General features: G+C 46.7%; 15 protein-coding genes. 4 read left to right on the plus strand and 11 right to left on the minus strand.

What is annotated here, in order from left to right; translation table 11 throughout:
* Positions 1-115 precede the first annotated feature (115 nt).
* Complete coding sequence (gene iolG, locus LRP50_RS23355) at positions 116-1,102, minus strand: inositol 2-dehydrogenase (RefSeq protein WP_274166827.1); 987 nt, start codon at positions 1,100-1,102, stop codon at positions 116-118.
* Between the two features lie 92 nt (positions 1,103-1,194).
* A complete protein-coding gene (gene iolB, locus LRP50_RS23360) occupies positions 1,195-2,025 on the minus strand; it encodes a 5-deoxy-glucuronate isomerase (RefSeq protein WP_274166828.1) in 831 nt (276 codons plus the stop codon).
* Between the two features lie 163 nt (positions 2,026-2,188).
* Between iolB and LRP50_RS23365 the strand changes: the two genes are divergently transcribed.
* The gene (locus tag LRP50_RS23365) at positions 2,189-3,364 is read left to right on the plus strand and encodes a phytanoyl-CoA dioxygenase family protein (RefSeq protein WP_274166829.1); all 1,176 of its coding nucleotides are present in this window, start codon (positions 2,189-2,191) and stop codon (positions 3,362-3,364) included.
* Positions 3,365-3,440: 76 nt separating this feature from the next.
* Positions 3,441-4,022 (plus strand): GNAT family N-acetyltransferase, encoded by a 582-nt coding sequence (locus tag LRP50_RS23370; protein ID WP_274166850.1) that lies wholly within the window; start codon positions 3,441-3,443, stop codon positions 4,020-4,022.
* Between the two features lie 94 nt (positions 4,023-4,116).
* Here LRP50_RS23370 and LRP50_RS23375 read toward each other — a convergent pair whose 3' ends face one another.
* The 3 genes from LRP50_RS23375 to LRP50_RS23385 form a co-directional block, all read right to left on the minus strand.
* Positions 4,117-6,753: a calcium-binding protein gene (locus LRP50_RS23375; protein WP_274166830.1), complete on the minus strand. Its 2,637-nt coding sequence runs from the start codon at positions 6,751-6,753 to the stop codon at positions 4,117-4,119.
* A 508-nt stretch (positions 6,754-7,261) separates the two neighbouring features.
* Complete coding sequence (locus LRP50_RS23380) at positions 7,262-10,051, minus strand: calcium-binding protein (protein WP_274166831.1); 2,790 nt, start codon at positions 10,049-10,051, stop codon at positions 7,262-7,264.
* Between the two features lie 446 nt (positions 10,052-10,497).
* The gene (locus LRP50_RS23385; protein ID WP_274166832.1) at positions 10,498-11,868 is read right to left on the minus strand and encodes an MATE family efflux transporter; all 1,371 of its coding nucleotides are present in this window, start codon (positions 11,866-11,868) and stop codon (positions 10,498-10,500) included.
* Between the two features lie 531 nt (positions 11,869-12,399).
* Here LRP50_RS23385 and LRP50_RS23390 point away from each other — a divergent pair.
* Entirely contained in the window at positions 12,400-14,355 is a 1,956-nt protein-coding gene (locus tag LRP50_RS23390) for a methyl-accepting chemotaxis protein (RefSeq protein WP_274166833.1), read from the plus strand.
* Positions 14,356-14,401: 46 nt separating this feature from the next.
* Here the strand turns inward: LRP50_RS23390 and LRP50_RS23395 are convergent, their stop codons facing one another.
* The 6 genes from LRP50_RS23395 to LRP50_RS23420 form a co-directional block, all read right to left on the minus strand.
* Positions 14,402-14,905, minus strand: a complete 504-nt coding sequence (locus LRP50_RS23395) for a M48 metallopeptidase family protein (protein WP_274166834.1) — start codon at positions 14,903-14,905, stop codon at positions 14,402-14,404.
* A 118-nt stretch (positions 14,906-15,023) separates the two neighbouring features.
* Complete coding sequence (locus LRP50_RS23400; RefSeq protein WP_274166835.1) at positions 15,024-16,073, minus strand: LacI family DNA-binding transcriptional regulator; 1,050 nt, start codon at positions 16,071-16,073, stop codon at positions 15,024-15,026.
* A 191-nt stretch (positions 16,074-16,264) separates the two neighbouring features.
* Positions 16,265-17,233: a sugar ABC transporter substrate-binding protein gene (locus LRP50_RS23405; RefSeq protein WP_274166836.1), complete on the minus strand. Its 969-nt coding sequence runs from the start codon at positions 17,231-17,233 to the stop codon at positions 16,265-16,267.
* A gap of 129 nt (positions 17,234-17,362) precedes the next feature.
* On the minus strand, positions 17,363-18,166 hold the full coding sequence (locus LRP50_RS23410; protein WP_274166837.1) for an ATP-binding cassette domain-containing protein: 804 nt from the start codon (positions 18,164-18,166) through the stop codon (positions 17,363-17,365).
* A gap of 55 nt (positions 18,167-18,221) precedes the next feature.
* Entirely contained in the window at positions 18,222-19,358 is a 1,137-nt protein-coding gene (locus tag LRP50_RS23415; RefSeq protein WP_274166838.1) for an ABC transporter permease, read from the minus strand.
* Between the two features lie 86 nt (positions 19,359-19,444).
* On the minus strand, positions 19,445-20,335 hold the full coding sequence (locus tag LRP50_RS23420; RefSeq protein ID WP_274166839.1) for a TIM barrel protein: 891 nt from the start codon (positions 20,333-20,335) through the stop codon (positions 19,445-19,447).
* A 303-nt stretch (positions 20,336-20,638) separates the two neighbouring features.
* Here LRP50_RS23420 and iolD point away from each other — a divergent pair, with 303 nt between their 5' ends.
* Positions 20,639-22,492, plus strand: a complete 1,854-nt coding sequence (iolD, locus tag LRP50_RS23425) for a 3D-(3,5/4)-trihydroxycyclohexane-1,2-dione acylhydrolase (decyclizing) (RefSeq protein ID WP_274166840.1) — start codon at positions 20,639-20,641, stop codon at positions 22,490-22,492.
* Positions 22,493-22,507: the final 15 nt, after the last annotated feature.

The raw sequence follows: 22,507 nt of genomic DNA on the forward strand, positions 1-22,507 counted from the left end.
GTTCCAAGTCAATAACACTGTATATATAACCATGCTTATATTTTGACCACAACTAAAAAAGGGCGCAATGCTGAGATTACGCCCTCTTTCAATATCATTACGTTAAATGTGTGAACTACACATGAACCGTCTGATGCGTTTCCAAAGACTCCAGTGCGGCCTCTGCCAATGTGAGAGCCAGCTCTCCATCGACACCCGTACATTCTGGCTCTGTCTTTCCTTCCAGCACGTCAACAAAATGCTGCCACTCAGCAATGTAAGCCTCTTTATAACGCTCTAAAAAGAAATACTGAGGTTTCGCACTGCTGCAATCATCTTCGCCCCAATGCTCGACCAAGTGTTCACGAACATTGCCTGCTTTCAGCATGCCCTTGCTTCCATGAAGCTCGATACGCTGATCGTAACCATAACCGGAGCGTCGGCTATTGATAATGTTAGCCATAGCCCCTGATGGGAAATGAAGCACGATAACCGCACTGTCGATATCACCTTCTTCTGCAATGGCAGGGTCAACAAGGCATGAACCATGCGCCGAAACGGATACAGGGTCTTCTCCCATGATGTAGCGTGCCATGTCTAAATCATGAATCGACATATCGCGGAAGATCCCCCCAGAGACTCGGACGTATTCTGGAGGTGGTGGTGACGGGTCACGAGACGTTATCACCAAGGTTTCAGCCTTACCAATCGCGCCACTCTCAAACAAATCTTTCAAGGTACGAAATTGCGGGTCGTAACGACGGTTAAAACCTAGCAGGAACTTGGCGTTTGTTTCGCTGACAACCGCTAAACATTCATTCACTCGCGCCAAGCTCAAATCAATGGGCTTTTCGCAAAAGATCGCTTTGCCAGCTTGTGCTGCTAGTTCAATCAAATTCGAATGCGTGTCCGTCGCTGAACAAATACAAACCGCGTGAATATCAGGGTCAGCCAATGCTTCTTCTGTAGTCATCACGTCTGCATGGTATTTTTCTGCTAATTGAGCCGCCCCTTCCGTGAAGGGGTCAATTACTGCACGAATTTGCGTCAGGGGATGTGCATCAATATTAACAGCATGCACCTTACCAATACGCCCACAACCAAATAACGCGATATTAAACATAGCCACTCCTTTTGCTTTTGCTGAACGTCAATCGAGACAACAGTCGCTCTCTTACGTCCACATATACTTACGCTATCAACAACATATAACGATCAATTCGCATGTTTCTCGGCGTACTCTGATGAATTAATCCAAGCATGATCCGCTTCCCAGCTAAACAACCATTTGCGCACAGGGCCTGCCATCACATTCAGGTAGTAGCTGTTATAACCAGCCATGGTCGCAACAGGGTGATAACCTCGCGGCACTTTCACCACATCGCCATCGTAAACAGCCATGCATTCGTCCAGATCACGCTCGTCCGTATAGACTCGTTGTATACAGAAGCCTTGAGAGGGATTGAGTCTGTGATAATAGGTTTCTTCTAACTGCGTTTCTTCAGGCGGTGCATTACGATCATGTTTGTGGCTCGGATACGAACTGGTGCAACCTTCGTCAGTGTAGACTTCAACCACCAGCAAGCTGTCTGCCTCTTTGTTGTCTGGCAGAATATTGTGTACATAGCGCTGATTATTTCCTACGCCTCTCGCTTCTGCGTCAACATGCTCAGGTGCAATCAATCGAGAAGGAAACGTGCCTTTTCCTGGAGCGCGGCACACTGCGAGTTCAAGATCAGTCGTTGCTGTCAGTGACGCAGAATCGCCGGCGGTAACGTACAGAGAAAACGGCTTTTTCCGTTCGAAAGGCCCTGCTCTATCACCAATTTCCCCTAAGGCTTGTTCCACCAAGATAGCGTTAGCTTTGCCACCCACTAAAACGATACAGAGCTCTTCGTCTGATTTTGCGCTGAATGCGAGCGTTTGACCTTGGGGTACTTGAAAGGCATCAAAGCCGACATACTTCCAGCCCGCTGACTCCGGCGTAATGTGTTGATACCGCCCATCCTGATTAGGGGCTTGCCGCTTCGAAAGCAGTTCTGACATAACATCTCCTTGTCATCGTAACTATTCCAACATGGATACTATTTCATGTGTCTGCAAATAATAGAACATTTTTTTCAAATCTCAACAAAATGAAATTTATGTTTCATTTAGTTAGATAATTGAAATAGACTAAATAGCATTCGTTGATGCAAGGAGCAGGGAAATGCAAAGTAATGACCGATCGCTGACGACTTCATTTTTTGGGACATCGGATGTATCACTTAACGCCTTTAAAACCAGTTGTGAACAAACAACCCAAGCTGATAGATACCCACTCGCAGCGGGTATTCAATCAAATGTGGTGATCTATAACGGTGATGACATTCGACGCGATCACGCTGACGTTCGTGCTTTTCAAAGCGAAATGGCCGATGTTCTGCTCAATGGTCCCGGTGTGTTTGCTGTGAAAAAATTCTTTGCCGATAACACCATCATTGACGAAATGAGTCGGGTCTTTGAAAGCATTCTGGCTGCCGAACACGGATTTGGTGCTGGCGACCATTTTGGTAAGACAGGGCCACAGGCCAACGGCAGGATTTGGAACGTATTTCAGAAAAGCGCCGAAGCCGCGCCACCAACTTTTGTTCATTACTACAAGAATCCATTGCTGAGTATTGTGTCCGAAGCATGGCTTGGCCCTCACTATCAAGTCACGGCGCAAGTGAACATTGTTAGACCAGGTGGAGACGCGCAGGTTTCGCATCGTGACTATCACCTAGGGTTTCAGCAACCCAAAGAAACGGCACGATATCCTTTGCACATTCAGAAAATGTCTGCAATGTTGACACTTCAAGGCGCTGTTGCACACACCGACATGCCTCTAGAGAGTGGCCCCACGAAGCTGCTTCCGTTCTCGCAGCACTACCCGCTTGGGTACATCGCTTATCACGACAAAACCTTCCAAGAGTACTTTGAGGCCCATTACGTTCAAGTGGCACTGGAAAAGGGCGATGCGGTGTTTTTCAATCCCGCACTTTTCCATGCAGCGGGCGCGAACAGGACCCAAGATTTCCACCGTTCGGCGAATTTACTTCAAGTTTCCTCGACGTTTGCCAAACCAATGGAAACCGTTCACCTCGCTCACATTAGTCAAATTATCTACCCCTCATTATCTGAGGGCTGGAAACAGAACGCGTTTAGCCATGATGAAAAGAATGCAATCATCACTGCCGCTACCGATGGTTATTCGTTCCCCACTAACTTAGACACCGACCCGCCGATTGGTGGCTTAGCGCCTGAATCAATGGCGTCGCTATTAACACGCGCATTGGACAATGAATGGACCCTCGATCAATACCAAGAGGCATTAACCCAACTTCAAAGCAAACAGCAGGCATAAAAACGCTTGTGTGGTGGAAATATCGGCGTATTCTGTGCGCGAATTTCCATCACAGAAGACAAGCAACGTGTCAAACATCAATACATTCAAACGCGGCCAAGCCATTCCACTGATCGACGGTTACACCATTGCACTCATCCAGCGCAGTGACCTAGACGATATTATCGAGATGCTAGGCGAGCCTAAAGTCACTGAATATCTCTACTTTGCGCCAGCGCCAGAAGACGTTTACCGTGGCTATTTCGGACCAATCATCGAAAGCACGGTTGAAGCAATCGGGCATGGCGAATGGCCTGAAAGCCCAACCAGCGTGATCCGTGATAGCGAAGGTCGCTTCATGGGCATGGTAGGTTTGCATGCAGTGATGTTCTTGAAAGGAAACTATGAGCTTGGTTTCCAATTTACAGAGAAGGCTTGGGGCAAAGGACTCGCAAGCAGTGGAAGCGAATTCCTGCTCTCCATCGCATTCGATGTATTTGGCGCGCATAAAGTGACGGCGGATTGCTATCGCTCTAACGTAGGTTCTTACAAAACCTTATTAAAAGTCGGTTTGGTTGAAGAAGGCTGTCAGGCTGCCTACTACAAAACACAAACAGGCTTTGATGATCGCTTGCATTACGGTATGACAAAAGCGCAATACAGCGCCCTATCTCGCTAACGAGCGCGAACAATCAAAAACCTTAAGCCGTAGGCAGAAAAAAACCCGCTCTTAGCGGGTTTTTTCTTTAGATTTTCTTCATTTAAGCCATGGCTTAGAAAATTTCATTTCCATCTTGATAGACATGCTCTGCATCCGTCCAGATAGTCACCGAACTACCTGAAGACTTAGTGAATACATAAGATTCCAATTCGCCTACTTGGGCATCACTTAAGTTCATGAAGGCAATCATGTCTGCCGACAATTCAGCGGTAGGCGCGGCAGACGCTTCATAAGTCCAGCCGCCAGCTTCCAAATTGAAGGTGTCATCACCCTCGCCTAAGAAAGCCACAAATCCATCCCAATCGCCTGGATCCGTCAGCGTCTCTGTTTGGAACTGATCAGACTGAGCTGCGATAGCAAATGCATTCGCCGTCACCGTTTGGTCACCTTCACCTGCAACAACCGCTTCTACTTGTGCAATCGGCTTAGGCCCAGACGTCACGCCGTAAGATGCCCCCGTCAAATCAACGTTCGCATCACCGTCAACGAGGAGTTTGTCAAAACCGCGGTCACCGATATAGATGGTCTTGTTCTCTTGCAAGAAAGCTAAATCAGAGAAGTCTTCTTGGTCGAAGAACATAGTGTCATTGCCTTCACTGCCTTGATAAAGGTCAAGACCCGTGCCGCCATCCATGATGATGTCGTTATCATAACCCGCCTTTAGAATGTCGTTACCTGCACCACCGTAGAGTGAATCATCACCGCTTGCGCCAATGAGCGTATCATCACCGTCACCACCGTAGATAATGTCATCACCTTGGTTACCGTTGATAACGTCATTGCCGGCGCCACCGTAAATGGTGTCATCGCCTTTACCGCCGTAAAGGCTATCATCGCCAGCATCGCCGTTGATCAAATCGTCGCCGTCACCGCCGTAGATTTTGTCGTTACCTTCACCACCGCTGATGGTGTCATTGTCGCTGACAGTGATCTCTTGGGTGGTTTCAGCAAAGTCTGAATAATCCAGCTCACGAAGGTTTTCGTAAGAGTTCGCCACCAAGGTTAAATCTGTCGCTGCCGTGATCTCCGGTCCTTCAATCTGCAACAGAATCTTGCCGTTCTCACCGAGGTTGTAGTAGTGATGGTTGTTACCATCTAAGTCGACATCAATAATTGCGAACTTATATACGTTGGTGCCATCAGTGTATTTCAAGGTGTAATCTAGGTTTACGGAATACGTGTTCCCGTTAAACGTCACTGTCTGTGTTTTGTCGTCAGAAAACTCGTTACAGTAATTGTCGCCGTTCAAAACACCATCATCATCCTGAAACGTGACTTCAGTTTTTCCGCCGTCAAATGCGAGCTTTTTCGGGAAACACCACGTGTGGAATTCTCCGCCTGATGGCATGCTGAAATCATCACCCATGATGAAAACGCTCGCTGTTGGGTCGGTTTCGATGGTTTCAGTGGCGGTTTTACCACCATAGATCACATCATCACCGTCGCCACCATAAATCTCATCATCGCCCCACTGACCATAAATGGTGTCGTTACCCGCACCGCCATCAATGTAATCGTTGTCGTTAGATTTCTGAGTCTTCGATTCAGCAATATCAGCGTAATTTACGTCGTTGATATTTGCGTATGAGTGCGGAACCAAGGACAAATCAGTTGCGTCAGTGATTTCTGGACCATCAAGCTGGAGCAACAAGTTGCCGTTTTCATTCAAGTTGTTGTAGTGGTGTCCGTTGCCATCTAGATCAACATCAAGGATTGCGAAGGTATAAACGTTACCGTCGGTATCGCAGTACTTAAGCGTGTAATCCAAGTTAACGGAATAGGTGTTGCCGTTGATGGTGACAGTTTGAGATTTGTCATCCGAGTATTCATTACAGTAGTTATCACCGTTTAGGACACCATCATCATCTTGGAAGGTGACTTCGGTTTTACCACCGTCAAACGACAGATCGTTAGGGAAGGACCAAGTGTGGAAGTTACCACCTGAAGGCATTTCAAAATCTTCACCCATCTGAAACACAGTAACTGTGGGGTCGTCATTAAAGTTTGGTGTCGCTGTGTTGCCATAAATAGTGTCATCACCATCACCGCCGAACAGCGTGTCGTTACCGTTTTCACCGGAGATATGGTCATCACCTTTTAGACCATAGATTGTATCGTCGCCATCACCACCAGTAATGGTATCGTTCAGATCTTCTGGGTCGACAACTTCAGGCTCTGTGATGTCTGCGTAGTTGAGGCTGCTTACATTGCTGTAGGAGTTTGGAACCAGAGAAAGATCAGTGTCACCGGTAATTTCAGGGCCATCTATTTGAATGAGAATCTTGCCGTTTTCGCCGATGTTGCAGTAATGGTGGCCATTGCCATCGGTATCAACATCAACCACAGCAAAGGTATAAACGTTGCCATCGCTGTCGCAGTATTTGAGGCTGTAATCAACGTTAGCTGAATATTCTTGACCGTCGATGTCGACAGTTTGTGATTTGTCATCTGAAAATTCATTCCAACGATCATCGCCATTCAACTGACCATCGTCGTCGTTATAGGTAACGGTAGATGTAGAGCCCGTAAAATTCAGCGTAGGAGGAAATGACCAAGTGTGGAAGTTGCCACTGTCCATCGTGAAGTCCGTACCCATGACAAACACTGCACCGGTTTTTTGTGCACTGTCACCGTTACCGATGTCGCCGTATAAGGTATCTGCGTTCGATGTACCGTTTATATCTGCCATTGCCTTTGCCCTCATCATCCGTTTTAAGTGCATACTTGAATGGCGTTACGTTATGAAATACATCGCGTCAATGACATTGACAAAAATACGCTTATATTCGAGATAACTAACATACATCCAGTACATGCTGTGACAATAGCTTTATAGATAAGACACGCATAAACAATGGTTATGCGGCATCTTCATAGCAAAGTCAGTGGCATGGATTAATAAGAAATAATGAGTAAAGCAATGAAGTACCAGTGTACTGATTAGTAAAGCATCAAAATAATACAGTCTGTCGGCACTGTGTATAGGTTCCTGTGATTACAGGTTTTAACCGTCAGGGGGACTAAATTTTGTATCAACATAGGCTGTTTGAAACGAGAGAAAAATGGTCTTGGCATCGCCTGATGTGCAGTAAAGTATGAGACCGATAATTATTTGCTACCAATGAGCAGATGAAATATGGACGGAAATAGAAAAGCCCAGCACTTGGCTGGGCTTAGATGATTCACTTGAACAAGGTTTAGTTCACGTTGAAGATGTCATCACCAACTTCAATACCATTTTGATAGACTTTTTCTGCATCAGTCCAGATGGTCACTGAAGTACCAGAAGAATATGTAAAGACATACGCATCTAATTCGCTAGCCTGAGCAGCAGTTAGATCCATAAACGCAATCATATCCGCAGACAATTCTGCCGTTGGCGTAGCTGACTCATCATAGGTCCAGCCCGACGCATCCAAATTAAAGACATCGTCACCTTCGCCCAAGTAAGCAACAAATCCGTTCCAATCGCCAGGATCAACGAGTGTTTCAGATTGCAGTGGGTCAGACTGAGCCGCAATCGCAAACGCGTTTGCTGTCACTGTTTGTTCGCCCTCACCGGCAACAACCGCTTCAACATTGGCAATGGGTTTAAGGGCATCATCAGCAACACCGTAGGATTCACCCGTTAAGTCAACATTCGCATCGCCTTCAACAATCAATTGGTCAAACCCGCGATTACCAATATAAATGGTGCCGTGTTCTTGCAAGAAGGCGATATCAGAGAAATCTTCTTGGTCGAAGAACATGGTGTCATTACCTTCACTACCTTGATATAGATCGAGACCTGCACCACCATCCATCACGATGTCGTTGTCATAACCTGCTCTCAGCACATCATTACCTGCGCCACCGTACAGCGAGTCATCACCACCTGCTCCAATGAGAAGGTCGTCGCCATCACCACCGTATATGGTGTCATTGCCGTTGCCGCCGTTGATAACATCATCACCCGCATCGCCATACAAAATATCATCGCCGTTTCCGCCTTTGATATTGTCTTCACCAGCGTCGCCGTGTATCACATCGTCACCGCCACCACCGTTGATAACGTCGTTACCTTCGCCACCATTGATAGTGTCATTGTCTGAGTACACTTTCTTTTGCTCAACCGTAATGCTAAAGGTTGTGTCATTGAAGTCACGGTCACCCAAATTCCAAAGGTCTTCCCATGATGACGTGTTGCCGTCTACATTTTCGTGGTCGTTTCCATCGCCATTTTCTGCGGCATTTGATACATAAACCACCGAACTCGCACTACCTTGAGTGATAGTAGAGCTAGACCCAGACAGGTCGATTTCCACGTCTCCTACATCAAAACCTTTACGGTCGCCATTTGGGATAAGGAACATTCCAAATGAAGCGCCTCCAGAGACATCAATGTCAACGCTCACGTCTGTGATATTTTTTACATTATCAACAATTACAGCTGCACGAATAACGTTGCCATTTTCGTCAAATACGTAGTAACCGACACTATTGTTATATGCAGCACTATGGGTAAAATCACTCAATGAAATCGTGACTTCATCTTCGCCTTGAAGTGTATATACAGTGGCATCATCTTGATGAGAGAGTTCAAAAACGCGGGTTGATTCATTACCACCAAAAATGGTGTCATCACCCGCACCGCCATCGATCGTATCGTCGCCTTTCTCACCGTAAATGGTGTCATTACCGGCACCGCCAGAAATGGTGTCATTGTCATCTTCAACGTTTACTTTTTGTTTAAGTGACACATTATCGATCAACGCACCATAGCTATCTGATCGACCTTCCGCTTCAAAACGGATAGTCACAAAGTCTACGCCTTGAGGAATAACAATGTCAGCGTTAAACGATACATAGTGGTCATTGGCTTGCGTGTTATCAAAATACTTCGAGTAGATAACCTTGCCTTCTTGGTCGAACACTTTGACTTCAAATTGGCTGGTTGAATGGTCGCTACCACGATAACGGTTCGCGTGATCAAAGCTCAAGGACAGTACTGCGTCACCATCATCAGCAAGACCCGTAATGTTTACATCCTGCTGCACCCAAGTGTTTCTGTGGCTATCAAGTTCTAGCACAGTGTTGGTCACGTCGTTTTGTGGCGTGCCGCCAAACGTACCTTGCTGAAGCTCGATTTTATTGGTGCCCGGCGTATACCAACCCGTCACTTGGTGGTCATGAAACAAACCCCATTGGTTAGTGGTGTTGTCGCCGTAGCCGTTTTCAAAATCACCATTAATTAATAACTCACGCGTACCGTCGCTAAAGCCATTGTTTCCGTAGATGGTATCGTCGCCTTCACCACCTTTAATGGTGTCGCTTCCTTCACCACCGTATAACGTGTCATTGCCTTGGCCGCCATCAATGTGATCATCGCCTTCAAAGCCGTTGATCGTATCATCAAGGCTACCTGATGCATTGTTGGTCAGGGATACATTGTCGATCAAAGCGCCATAGCTGTCTGATTGGCCTTTACCTTCAAAACGCAAAGTGACGCCCGTTGTTCCCTGAGGAACCGAGAAGTCAACGTCGAAGTTAAGGTAGCTTTCATTAGACTGGGTATTGTCAAAGTACTTGGTGTACAGCACGTTGCCGTCGTTATCCATCACTTTAACTTGGAATTGACTTGTCGAGTGATTATCACCTTTATAGCGGTTGGCATAATCAAAAGACAGCGTCATAGATGCATCGCCGTCCGTAGTCAGGTTAGTGACATCGATATCTTGTTGCACCCAAGTGTTACCAGTTGAGTCCAACTCAAGGACAGTATTTGACGCATCATTGTCTGGTGTACCGCCGAAATCGCCTTGTTGAAGCTCAATTTTCATACTGCCTGGCGTGTACCAACCTGCAACTTGGTGGTCGTGAAACAAACCCCATTGGTCGCTGCTGTCATTACCCCAAGCTTCAAAGTCGCCGTTCATTAACAAATTAGGCGAAGTAGTGTCTGAACCATACAAGAAGTCTGCGCCGCTGGTACCATCAATCGTTGCCATGTCCCTGTCCTCTTTTAACTCTGCTTTATATGGCGCTGAATGCATGACGAATTAAAAAAGCAAAGAGGTACTATGGACATAGGAGCCCAAATCGCAGTCTCAGCATCAAACCCTAATCTCAAATTAGAGATCACTAACATTCATTCAGCGGTGCTTGTGACAAGAGTTTTAATGACAAGACACTCAGCAGCAATACCAAGGGACAATGTTCAGTATAAAGTCATCATTTTTCGTTAATCAAAACTAACCAACTAACTAAGAAAGCATGACTCAACATGAGTCAGCCCTTAATAAATGACAAATTTAGTGGCAGTTTTTGCTTAATAAATGAGAATATTGCGAGGACTGTAAAACATCCAGACAATAAGGCTTTGTGTGTTAATTTTCAGACAAATTGGTTGCGTATACCCAAGCAACGTCAAGATGCTCGGTATACTGATGACTGGCTAAGCACTCGCGGCTTTGTCTTCAGTCAAGTTGTTCACCCACTTATTCCCGAATACTCGTTTGATCGTCGGATAGAGTTTTACAATCTCTTCTGAGGTCATCATCAAAAAGACATACTGCAACGGAAGTTCAAACCACATAGCAGCCAGTGCAGTCATAGGAACCGCCCACATCCATTGACATACCACATCCATATTCATACAAAATTTGGCATCGCCACCTGCGCGTAAAACGCCAACGATAAGCGTAATATTAATATTCCGAACAACAGTGCTCACCGCTAGAACTGGGAAGCAAAGCGCCGCCAAAGCAATCACATCCGCACTAACTTGGGTATATAGCGACAAAATGACACCCTGGGAGAGTAGTACTAGCACAGCACAAAGCGTGCCTACACTCGCGGACGTAGCAAGCGCATAACGCGCATAACGTTCGCTGGTCGCCAACTTATTTGCGCCCAGAGCATTGCCTACAATGATGGCAGTTGCACCAGACAAACCCGAAGCAACGCATAATGTCATCGCTTCAAGAGAAGAAATAATAGCCATTGTTGCGAGTTCAGTCTCGCCCATCCGGCCCATAATAAGTTGATAGGTAAAAATGCCCCCACTCCACATCAAACTCCCTGCAATGATAGGAGCAGTAATATTGAGGTAGCGTTTTACCGTATTAAGACTAAATGCAAAATCTTTAGGCTTTAATATCAAAACGGGATTAAAAAAGTGAATGGTTAAAACGGAAAGTACGACACGCAAAACCCTCGCACTCAAGGTGCCTACGCCCGCCCCCATTAAGCCCATTTCAGGCATGCCAAAGTAACCAAAGATCAAAACGAAACTCAAACCAATGTTTACGCCAATCTCGGCAATAGACATATACAGTGTCACTTTGGTTTTACCCAGTGAACGAAGCGCCGAATCCATAGAAATCGTTGGCCCTGCAAGCAGTAGTGCGATACTGATGATTTGCAGATAATCCGCAGCTAACGTGGCGGTTTCACCTGACACTTTAAACAAAGAAGGAATAGTTGACGGGAAAAACCAACAAAGAGAGAAAATCAAAGCTGAAGCCAATGTGGAAAACGTTGACCCAAGTGCAAAGTTTCTTCTCAGGCCCTGTTCATCTTTCGCTCCCCAATATTGAGCGAGTAGCACTCCCATGCCAGTGCCCATACCCCAAATAAAAATCCCTGCGAACCAGAACACACGCGCACCAATACTAGATGCCGCCACTTCCTGTGTCCCCAATTGACTCACCAGAAGGCTATCGATAAAACCTGCACTACTAAACAACAGGCTTTGCAACACCAGAGGGAAGCCAAGTAGCGCTACTCGCCTTAAAAAATACCCGTAATTCTGCTCGGTTGTCATTTATCCCTCTCCTGCGCATAACGCTAACATAGTAAAGAATTACGTTTACTATATTAGCGCTAACCATAAGGAAATGTGACCTGTAATACATGTAATTAATTGAAAAATAATGCGATTAACAACACATCGATGCTATAGGGCAATCTTTCGATGAGCATTATCGTCCTGTCGTTCTTTTCTATACGGTTACGTGGGCCATTTTTGTAGATTTGCTATTTGAGAGAGTTAAAAGCCCTTTCTGGGCAACGTAGTTTAGCGAGTAACTTCGAGCAGAAATGCACATCCTTATATTTGGATATCCCTGTATGTAAAGTGGTCAATATCTTACTTTTGCGCTATTTGTTAATTAGGTGACAACATACTCAGTAATACTTTCTGTACAAGCTGTGTTTGTTGTAAGAAGCCTTCGCTCTAAGAGCAAATAGCGTTTATCTAAGCCGACAACCGTGATTTCTGCAGCTGAGAACACTCGTGCAGATCAAACCCTTTGCGGCTCTCTATTTTTTACCCCCCTTTTAGCGGGAGACTAAAATGTTAAGCAAACTTAAGCTTGCACAACAACTTACCGTATCTTTTGCTGCAGTATTGGTTCTGTTGCTCGTCGTTTCTGTCATTGGTTATGGTGGCCTATCAGAAGGATTTAAAAACTTTACCGATTATCGCGGGCTCGCTCGAAGTTCTAATGAAGCCAGTGAAGCTCAAGCGACACTTCTTAGCGCTCGACTATCCGCGTTGAAATTTTTGAAAACCCAAGACCCTGCTCAAATAGAGAAGGTTAAGAATGATATCGAACGCATCAATCAAGTGATTGACTCCATGCTTTCGCACGAATCAGATGCCACCCGAATCAATGAACTGAATGAGTCAAAGCAACTTATGGCCACCTACGGTGAGACATTCGCTTTGGTTGTTAAAGATTTTGCCAGTAGAAATACAGTCGTTAGTCAAGACCTGGACCCTAATGGTCTTAAAATGCGTCAAATGATGACCAAAATCATCGAAGACTCCGCAGCAGACCGTGAGGTTGACTCGCTATTCTATGCAGCGAATGCACAGGAAAAACTGTTGTTAGGACGGCTCTTTGCTGCCAAATTTCTGATCAGTAACTCAGACAACGATCTCGCTCGTGCATTGACAGAACTGAATGCGGTCACCGCTCCACTCGATAACTTAAAACGTCTGCTCACTTCAACAGAAGAAACAGCCATGGTCGATGCCTTCGCAAACGCCCACATTTCTTATATTTCGGCGTTACAACAAACTGCAGAGATTGTTCACACAAGAAACGATCGCATATCAGGCACGCTTGACGTCATTGGCCCTCAAGTCACGACAAACCTGAGCGATTTTAAAGCCTCCATAAGAAGCTCACAGGACACTCTCGGGCCTGAAGCTCAATCTGATAGTGAAGCTGCGGTTCAAACTGTTATTACAGTGTCTGGCCTCGCTATCCTTGTCGGTATTTTTCTAAGCCTCTTTGTCACTCGAGCTATTCGTAAGCCGATTGGGGGTGAGCCGAGCCAAATAGAAGAAATTGCTCGTAACATCGCCACAGGAGATTTAACGCAATCTTTTGATAGCAAAGGTGAAGCGACGGGGATCTATGCTGCAATGGGAGAAATGAACGGAAATCTTAAAGAAATAGTGGTTCAACTTTCTGATTCCGTTAACACATTAAACAATGCGTCTGGAACGTTGGTCAATGTAACGGAAGAGACTGCACAAAACACCGAATCTCAAGCAGACCAACTAAGCCAAACCGCAACTGCAATGCATCAATTAACCGCAACGGTTGACGACATTGCTCAGAACGCTCAAAAAGCGTCAGACGTTGCTAATGAAGCGGATCGCTACTCTCAGGAAGGACAAAGTGTGCTAGATGATACCCGCCAAAGTATTGAAAACTTGGTTGGGAATATCGGTGAGGTCAGCCAAGTGATTGAGAATCTAGAAACCGAAACCAAAAATGTGGGTAGCATTCTGGATACAATTAGAGGCATTGCAGAACAAACAAACTTACTCGCTTTGAACGCCGCGATTGAGGCTGCACGAGCTGGTGAACAAGGTCGAGGTTTCGCCGTTGTCGCCGATGAAGTTAGAAGCCTTGCCAGTCGCACCCAGCAAAGCACAGAAGAAATCCAAACGCTGATCACACGACTTCAAAGTGAATCAAAGCGCTCTGTCGAATCAATGCGTAAGAGTGCAACAGAAGCAGAAGAGACATCATCAAAAGCGAACAAAACGCGCGATGCGCTGGTATCTATCACAGAGTCCGTGTCCAACATCCGTGATATGAATCATCAAATTGCTGTCGCAGCAGAAGAACAGAATGGTGTGGTGACCAATATCAATCAGGCGATTGAACAGCTAAACGAACTGGGCAAGAGTACGGCTTCTGGCACTGAGAAGTTATCACGAGAAGCACAAGGCTTAACGACTATCACAACGAGCGTGAATCAAATCGTGGGCAAATTCTCTATTGGATAGCCAGCCAAACTATTCACGATAAATCGCGCTCATATGAGCGCGTTTTTTATCCTTTTTTACTCGATTCCAAGTGAATAAGGTATAAACGAGCATCAAATTCCAATTGATGATAGTCCGGTTCAATATGACAGCAAAGCTGATAAAAAGCTTTGTTGTGTTCTTTCTCTTTAAGGTGTGCCAATTCATGAACCACCAGCATACGCAAGAAAGGTTCAGGCGCTTCCTTAAACATAGAAGCAATGCGAATCTCGTTCTTTGCTTTGAGTTTATTACCATGAACACGCGAAACAAAACTGTGCAGACCTAGCGCATTGTTCACCACGTGGATTTTTCCATCGAAAACCACTTTGCTGATCGGCGAAGACTTTTTGAGGTATTGATTTTTGAACGCCATAACATAGTCATATAACGCTTTCTCTGACGTAATAGCATGCTTGTCAGGGTAACGCTTAGCCAGCCACATCCCCAGCTTCCCGCTCTCTACGAGAGGTTCAACTTGAGAAATTAAATGTTCTGGGTAGCCATTCAAATAACGAAGAGATGGGTTCATTGCTGGTTCATGTCACGCGAATTGGACGCGTATGCTATCAGCATCTTTAACGATCCCCAAGCGTGACAGAAATCGATGAGATGCCGTCACGGATAAATGCACACACAACGGCGTAGACTCAGCGCCCTTTTTTCGTAGAGCCTCGAACCACAGGTTCACAAGGAAGAGTAATCGATTGAGCGGGGAGATTCGGATCAGCAATATGTTGAAACAATGCATCAATGCTCGACAGAATCATCTGATCGTTCGGTTGTCGGATCGTAGACAAGTCATAAGAACGACTTTTTGCTAAGCGAATATCATCGACACCGATAACACCCACGTCGTCTGGGATCTTCACGTTAAGCTCATAACGTAAAGCATCCATACCACCACAAGCCATGATGTCATCGGCATAGAACATGGCATCAGGGCGCTCAGTACCCTTGAAAATACGCAGTGTGGCGTCGTATCCCGCGTCATAACTAAATTCTCCGCCTTCAACCACTTGCCATTGATTGCAACCACGCTCCATCAAACGACTGATAAACCCGCGTTGGCGATCCACGGTTGCTGACGTGCCAATGGGTCCTGCCACAAATGCAGGTCGATCATAACCGGCATCAAGCAGCATGTCTGCCGCCATTCGACCTGCTAACACGTTGTCACAACTCACCACAGTGACACTGTTTTCATGCGAATCACGACCAAAAATCACGACGGGAGTATCTTGGGACTTACATGCTTCCACCAATTGCTCAGGCAATGAAGCAGATGTAATGATGAGCCCGTCCACGTTGTACTCCATCACCAACTCAACGGCTTCTTGAATATCCATGTCACTATTCACATTGATCAGCAAACTGTGGCAGTTTCGGCGTTGAATCTCGGTCGTAAAACTATTGAGGATAGGCAAATAGAAAGGGTTATTGAAGTCCGTCATCAGTATACCGACAAGACTGGAGCGCGATTTAATGCCTCGAGCTAAGCGATTGGGTTTGTAGTTCAGTGAAGCCGCCGCTTTAAACACCTTCTCTCGCAATGGACGAGAAATGCTTGCTTCAGGGTTAAATGCACGGGACACCGCAGACACAGAAACCCCTGCTGCCTCTGCCACTTCAACCACAGTGACTTTTCGCTTTTTGACAGGTGTGCTGTCAACGGTCGAAACAGGCTTACTGAATGTCATATGCTTCCCTGCTGAGCTGTTTAGAGTGTCGGAAAATGGCTCCTTGACGAACGTACTATCATAATGAAATTGTTTTCACTCATACAACGACATTTAATATTTTTGGGCTCTGGGTAACGACAGAGCATGGATTCTTGAAGCAGTGAAGGGGTTAGAAGGGATGAAATAGCACCCCTTCACTGCTCAAGTGGTTAGCGGTACTCGCCAGCCAACTCTTCAACCATTGCAACATTCTCTTTAGTCACAAAACCAGGACCAGAGTTAATGTTGTTTGAAGGTGCTATACCATAGCGGTTATACATGGTGAGAACCATGACAGGTACATAACCTTGCAAGAATGGCTGTTGGTCAATACCCCACTGAATATTGCCATCTTTGATGCCTTGAGCGATTTCTCCACTCAGATCAAACGTACCGAAGTAGATGTCGCCTAGACGACGCGTCTTCTCTAACGCACGAATAGTTGGGTGTGCAGATGTAGGACCAAGCGTTAGAACCGCATCCGTATCTGGGTTTGCACGAAGGTAAGCAGATACTTTCTTCTCAATACCCGTAGGATCCTGACCAACATCGATCATTTGGCTACCAAGCTCTACACCCAATGCATCTGCAAAACCCTGACAGCGCTCAACAGAGGCTGGGTTTGTGATGTAGTGGTTAACACACACAAAAGAGGTTACGCCGTCTTTCTTCGCACGTTTACCTGCGCCATAGCCCGCATCATATTCTGGTTGACCCACGTGAAGAATGGCACCTAAATCTTCACTTTGCTGATGGGTGCCTGAGTTCATGGTAACAATTGGAATGCCTTTCTTACGCGCTTTCTCAAGTGGACCTTTCAGCACTTCATAGTCTGCGATCGTTGTGATAATGCCTTGTGGGTTCGACGCTACCGCTTGTTCGATGATGCGTGCCATATCCGCCAAATCACCTGATGGTGGGTTACGGTATTCCACTTCTACATCTAACTGATCGCCAGCTTGGTTGATCGCCGTTTTAATCGTGTTCCACCATGAATCTGAATCAGGCGCATGGCTAATCATTACGAAACGCTCGCCTTCTGCAAATGCGGTGCCAGGAAGCATTGCACCTACGCTGGCGGCTAAAGCCAAAACAAGTACCGATGCTCTCTTTGCTACAGATCTAAGTAGGGTATTCATCCAGTGTTCTCCAATCTACTTATTATGTCATGGCTAAGGGACAGGTTTTCCTTTTGTCCACTTATCCACGGCGTTTTGGTCGGGCAATATCGCTGCCCTTTTCTTACTCTTTATTGCTTTACTAAAAGCTTAATTCGCTTCGGCAGTATCTGCGCGCTCGAATTCTGCTAATTCTGCTTCCAGCGTTTCTAGCTCCTGTCCACCGGACATCATCTCTAGAATTTGCTCTCGCGTGACATTTTTCTTCAGCCATGTGCCCAAGCTCTTACCACGATTCAGCAAGGTAAAACGGTCGGCAATGGGGAAAGCATGGTGAACGTTGTGCGTGATCAAAATAACCGCAAGCCCTTTACCACGTGCTCGCGCAATCACTTTAAGCACGTTGGCTGACTGCTTCACACCCAACGCGGCGGTTGGCTCATCCAGAATCAGCACTTTTGCGCCAAAATGGATAGCACGTGCAATTGCCAAACATTGGCGTTCACCGCCAGACATAGTGCCAATCGGGTGCTCTGGGTCTCGTACATCGATACCCATGTCTTTCATACCGGCTTTGGCGATTTCATTGGCGCGTGCTGTATCAAACACTTCAAAAGGACCAATACGCTTGGTCAGCTCCCTTCCCATGAAGAAATTGCGCGTAACGCTCATCAAAGGCACTAGAGCCAAGTCCTGATAAACGGTTGCGATACCCGCATCCAGCGCATCACGTGGTGATTTGAATTTCACCGGCACGCCGTTCATTAAGAACTCCCCTTCTGACGGTGTATGCACGCCAGCCAAGGTTTTAATTAGCGTGGATTTACCCGCGCCGTTATCACCGAGCAAGCAATGCACTTCGCCCATTTTGACTTCCATATCGATGTCTTTTAGCGCGATAACAGAGCCAAAATAACGGCTGACTTTTTTTAGTTCGAGAATGTATTCAGACATTGTGTTTCTCCTAAATTCCGTTTTCAGTTCGACAGTCAGATGTATTCACACTCTGCTATCTCGCGCTCGTGACTTTCTTGCGAATGAAGTTGTTGAACAACACTGCAATCAAGAGCATTACACCGAGGAAAACGCGGAACCAATCTGAATCCACACCGGTAAAGAAGATACCCATCTGCACCACACCGAAAATCAATGCGCCAAAGAAAGCACCAATCACTGACCCATAACCACCCGTGAGCAACGCACCACCGATGACCGCCGCTATGATGGCCTCAAACTCTTTCAACAAGCCCCTATCTGCAGCTGCTGAACCAAATTCAAATACCTGACAAGCCGCAAATACCGTGGCGCAAAAAGCGGTAAACATGAACAATATGATTTTCACGCGGTCAGTCGGTACACCGACATTTTTGGCCGCATTAGCATCGCCACCTGAAGCGAAGATCCAGTTACCAAAGCGAGTACGCAGCAACACAAATGAACACACTGCAGTCAACAAGAACCACCACACAACGACCATAGGAATGCCCGTGACCACAGGCGTGCCGTCAGTGTAGGTTTCAATCCAACCAATGTTGCCAAGCCAGGTGAATAACCCCGTTCCGATTTCGCCACCAAACATGGATGCCAACCAATCACCTTGAGCCACATCACCCACACCAGACAGGATGGTTTTGTTAGTTAGCATGATTGACAGTGCAATGGTTAAACCGCGAAGAATAAAGAGGAAAGCAAGTGATACGATAAAAGAAGGGAGCCCCGTTTTCACCACGATGTAACCATTCAAAAAGCCGACTGCCATTGCCCCGGCAAATGCAAAGAGGATCGCAGCCCATGCTGGCCAGCCCCAGTACACGGCCGGAATCGCAATCATCATCCCAGCAAAACCAATCATTGAACCAATAGAGAGGTCAAACTCACCTGCAATCATCAGTAGGCACGCACCCACGGCAATGATCCCTAGCTGTGCTGAAACCGTTGTCCAGTTCATGATGCCGTCGGCATTGAACATGCCTGAATCCCACGCAACCAGTGCGAAGAAAGCAAAAACCAAAATTGCACCTGATACCGAACCCAATTCAGGGCGAGATAGCAGCCCGCTTACAAAGGAAACCTTACGAACTCGTTCATCATTTGCTCCACCTGCTGGTTGAGTCTCCGTTTCTGGCGCGGTTTCTTTTACCGACATACTTGCCTCCTAATTCCTTGCTTCTAATCTGGCCTAAAGCCTAAATTCAGATGAATGCACAACATCCTGTTTCGTCGCATATTCGCTTAATGAATAACCGCTTTTTCAATAAAAGATCGGCTTTTTTCCGCGTCTGTTTTAGCGTCGCTTTTGGCGGTAGGATCCGTGTCCTGTTCAACCGTCACCCAGCCTTTGAAATCAATATCGATCAAGGTTTGGCGAACATCAGAAAAATCGACACATCCTTGCCCAAGCGGGCAAAAAATATTGTTGCCAATAGCGGTATAGAAATCGGTTCCCGCTTTCACTGACGCCGCGAGAACGTCTGCATTGATGTCTTTAAAATGTAGATACTTAACGCGATCTTTGTATGTTCGCAGTATTTCACTCGGATCCATGCCGGCATAAACGCAATGACCCGTATCAACGCACAATGACATCAGTTCAGGTGCAAGGTCTCGCATCGCCTTATCTAACTCGTCGCGATATTCGATATAAGTACCAGCGTGTGCGTGGAGGGTTGGTGTAACCTCATATTGCGCACAGATTTCGCCTACTCCCCTCAACGTCACCATCATGGCTTCCCACTGCTCATCATTGAGTCGTGTTGCCGTGTCGGCTTGCCCAGCTTCGTCTGTTCGCGGTGAAGACACATGGTCAATGACCACCAAAAACTTAGCCCCCTGTTGCTGAAGGATCTGACACGTTGTGTGCGTTTTTTCGAAAATAGCTTCTCTTTCCTCTGCTTTGTGTAAATGCACGAACAATGTCCCAGCCACTAAACCTAACGTTCTTGAAGAGAGCGCCGCGCTCAGCTCATCTTTGTTAGTGGGTAAATAACCAAGCGGCCCCAACTCTGTGGCGCCATAGCCTGCACCCGCAATTTCATCTAGCACTGTCTGCCATGTCGGGTTAGCCGGATTATCGGCAAACTCAATTCCCCATGAACACGGTGCATTGGCGATTTTTAATTCCAAAGCCAGCCTCCTACTCTCTACTCATTCTATTTGGTGTTTCAATGACGCTAGGTTTCCAATACCCCCATCGCCGCGAAAACATTTAAATTGTTGTTAACACTTTTTAAACATTTATGGTATTGATTTCAATTTGTCAACGAAATGGCCGTCTCACATTTGCGCATTAAACGCTCAGTCACTCAAATTGAATATAAAATGTGCGCCATGTCTGATTATTTAATCTTTACCATTTGAAAACATTTTCAATACAAGGCTACTATTTCATCAAAGCAGGGATGTAAGAATCTGAGTGGGAGAACACAGATGGGAACAATTAGACTCACAACGGCACAAGCACTTGTCCGTTACTTGGCTGCACAACAGATTGAAATTGATGGGAAAAATGAATCTTTATTCGGGTGTGCATTCGCAATTTTCGGCCACGGTAATGTCACATGCCTTGGTCAGCAGTTGTATGAAAATCAATCTACCTTTCCAACTTGGCGCGGACAAAACGAGCAATCTATGGCGCTAGCCGCCGTGGCTTATGCACGTGCCAATCAGCGTCGTCGCATCGGCATTGCCACCTCGTCTGTTGGCCCCGGAGCAACCAATATGATCACCGCGGCAGGGGTTGCACATACCAACCGATTACCGCTTTTGTTGTTAGCAGGTGATACCTTTCAGTCGCGTTTGCCTGACCCAGTGCTTCAACAAACGGAGCATTTCGCGAACCCATCACTCACGGTGAATGACGCGTTTAAAACCGTGACGCGCTTTTGGGATCGCATCAATGCACCATCGCAACTCATGGTTGCGCTGCCACAAGCCATTGCGACCATGCTAGATCCAGCGGACTGTGGCCCAGCAATGATTGCCCTGCCACAAGATGTGCAAGGCCAAGCATGGGACTTCCCTGAAAGTTTCTTTGCACCCAAAGTGCACCGTATTCGTCGCCCTCAACCTGAACCCATTGAATTGGATTTAGCCGCCGAAGCCATCAAAAAGGCTAAACGACCGCTGATCATTGCAGGTGGTGGCGTGGCCTATTCTGGCGCACGAAATGCATTGATTCAGTTTGCGGAAAAACACCAGATTCCGGTGGTGGAAACCATTGCGGGTCGTACCTTGCTCAGTGCCGATCACCCGCTTAACTGTGGCCCTATCGGCACAACAGGGTCGAACAGCGCCAATCACATGTGTGAAGACGCCGATGTCGTGATCGCTATCGGCACACGCCTTCAAGATTTCACGACAGGTTCTTGGACCGTCTTCCGCGACCCTGACATGAAGCTCATTAGCATCAATGCGGGACGTTTTGACGCCACAAAACACATGGCGCAATCCATCATCTCTGACGCCAAGGCCGCTATCGTGCCGCTCAGTGAACGCTTAGGAAACTGGCAAACACAGAGCGCTTGGGTAGACAAGGCCGCCGCAGAAACAGCGGAGTGGCGAGCTGTCGTCAAACAGCGCACCGCAGCGACTGAGACAGATCTCCCCTCATACGCGCAAATCATTGGCAAAGTGAATACCCTGGTAAACGAAGGTGATCGCGTTGTCACAGCCGCCGGTGGTTTACCTGCTGAACTCAACATGAACTGGCAAGCAAGCTACCCCTACTCGCTTGATGTCGAGTTTGGCTTCTCGTGTATGGGCTATGAAATTGCAGCAGGCTGGGGCAATAAAATTGCACGTCCAGACCATGAATCCATCGTCCTAGTCGGAGACGGCTCTTACTTGATGATGAACTCTGACATTTACAGCTCCGTGCTCACGGGTCATAAGATGATTGTGCTGGTGTGTGATAACGGCGGCTTCGCGGTGATTCGCAAGCTTCAAACCAACACGGGCAACACCGCATTTAATAACCAACTCGAAGATTGCACCACAGAGCGTGACTACGATTTACCGCGCGTCGATTTCGTCAGCCATGCGCGCGGCTTAGGGGCAAACGCAGAAAAAGTGGAACGTCTCAGTGATTTTGAAGCGGCGTTTGAACGCGCCAAAGCGTCCGACAAAACCTATGTCATCGTCACCGACATTGATGACACCGTGTGGTCTTCTTGTGACGCATGGTGGGAAGTGGGTTTGTCAGAAGTCACCGACAACGAAAACATTGCCAATGCCCGAGACCAATGGGAAGAAGGCCGTAAACATCAACGCCGTGGCGTGTAATTTTTACCTAACGGA

Origin of the sequence: Enterovibrio gelatinilyticus (assembly GCF_028683095.1) — a bacterium.
GTDB lineage: Bacteria > Pseudomonadota > Gammaproteobacteria > Enterobacterales > Vibrionaceae > Enterovibrio > Enterovibrio gelatinilyticus.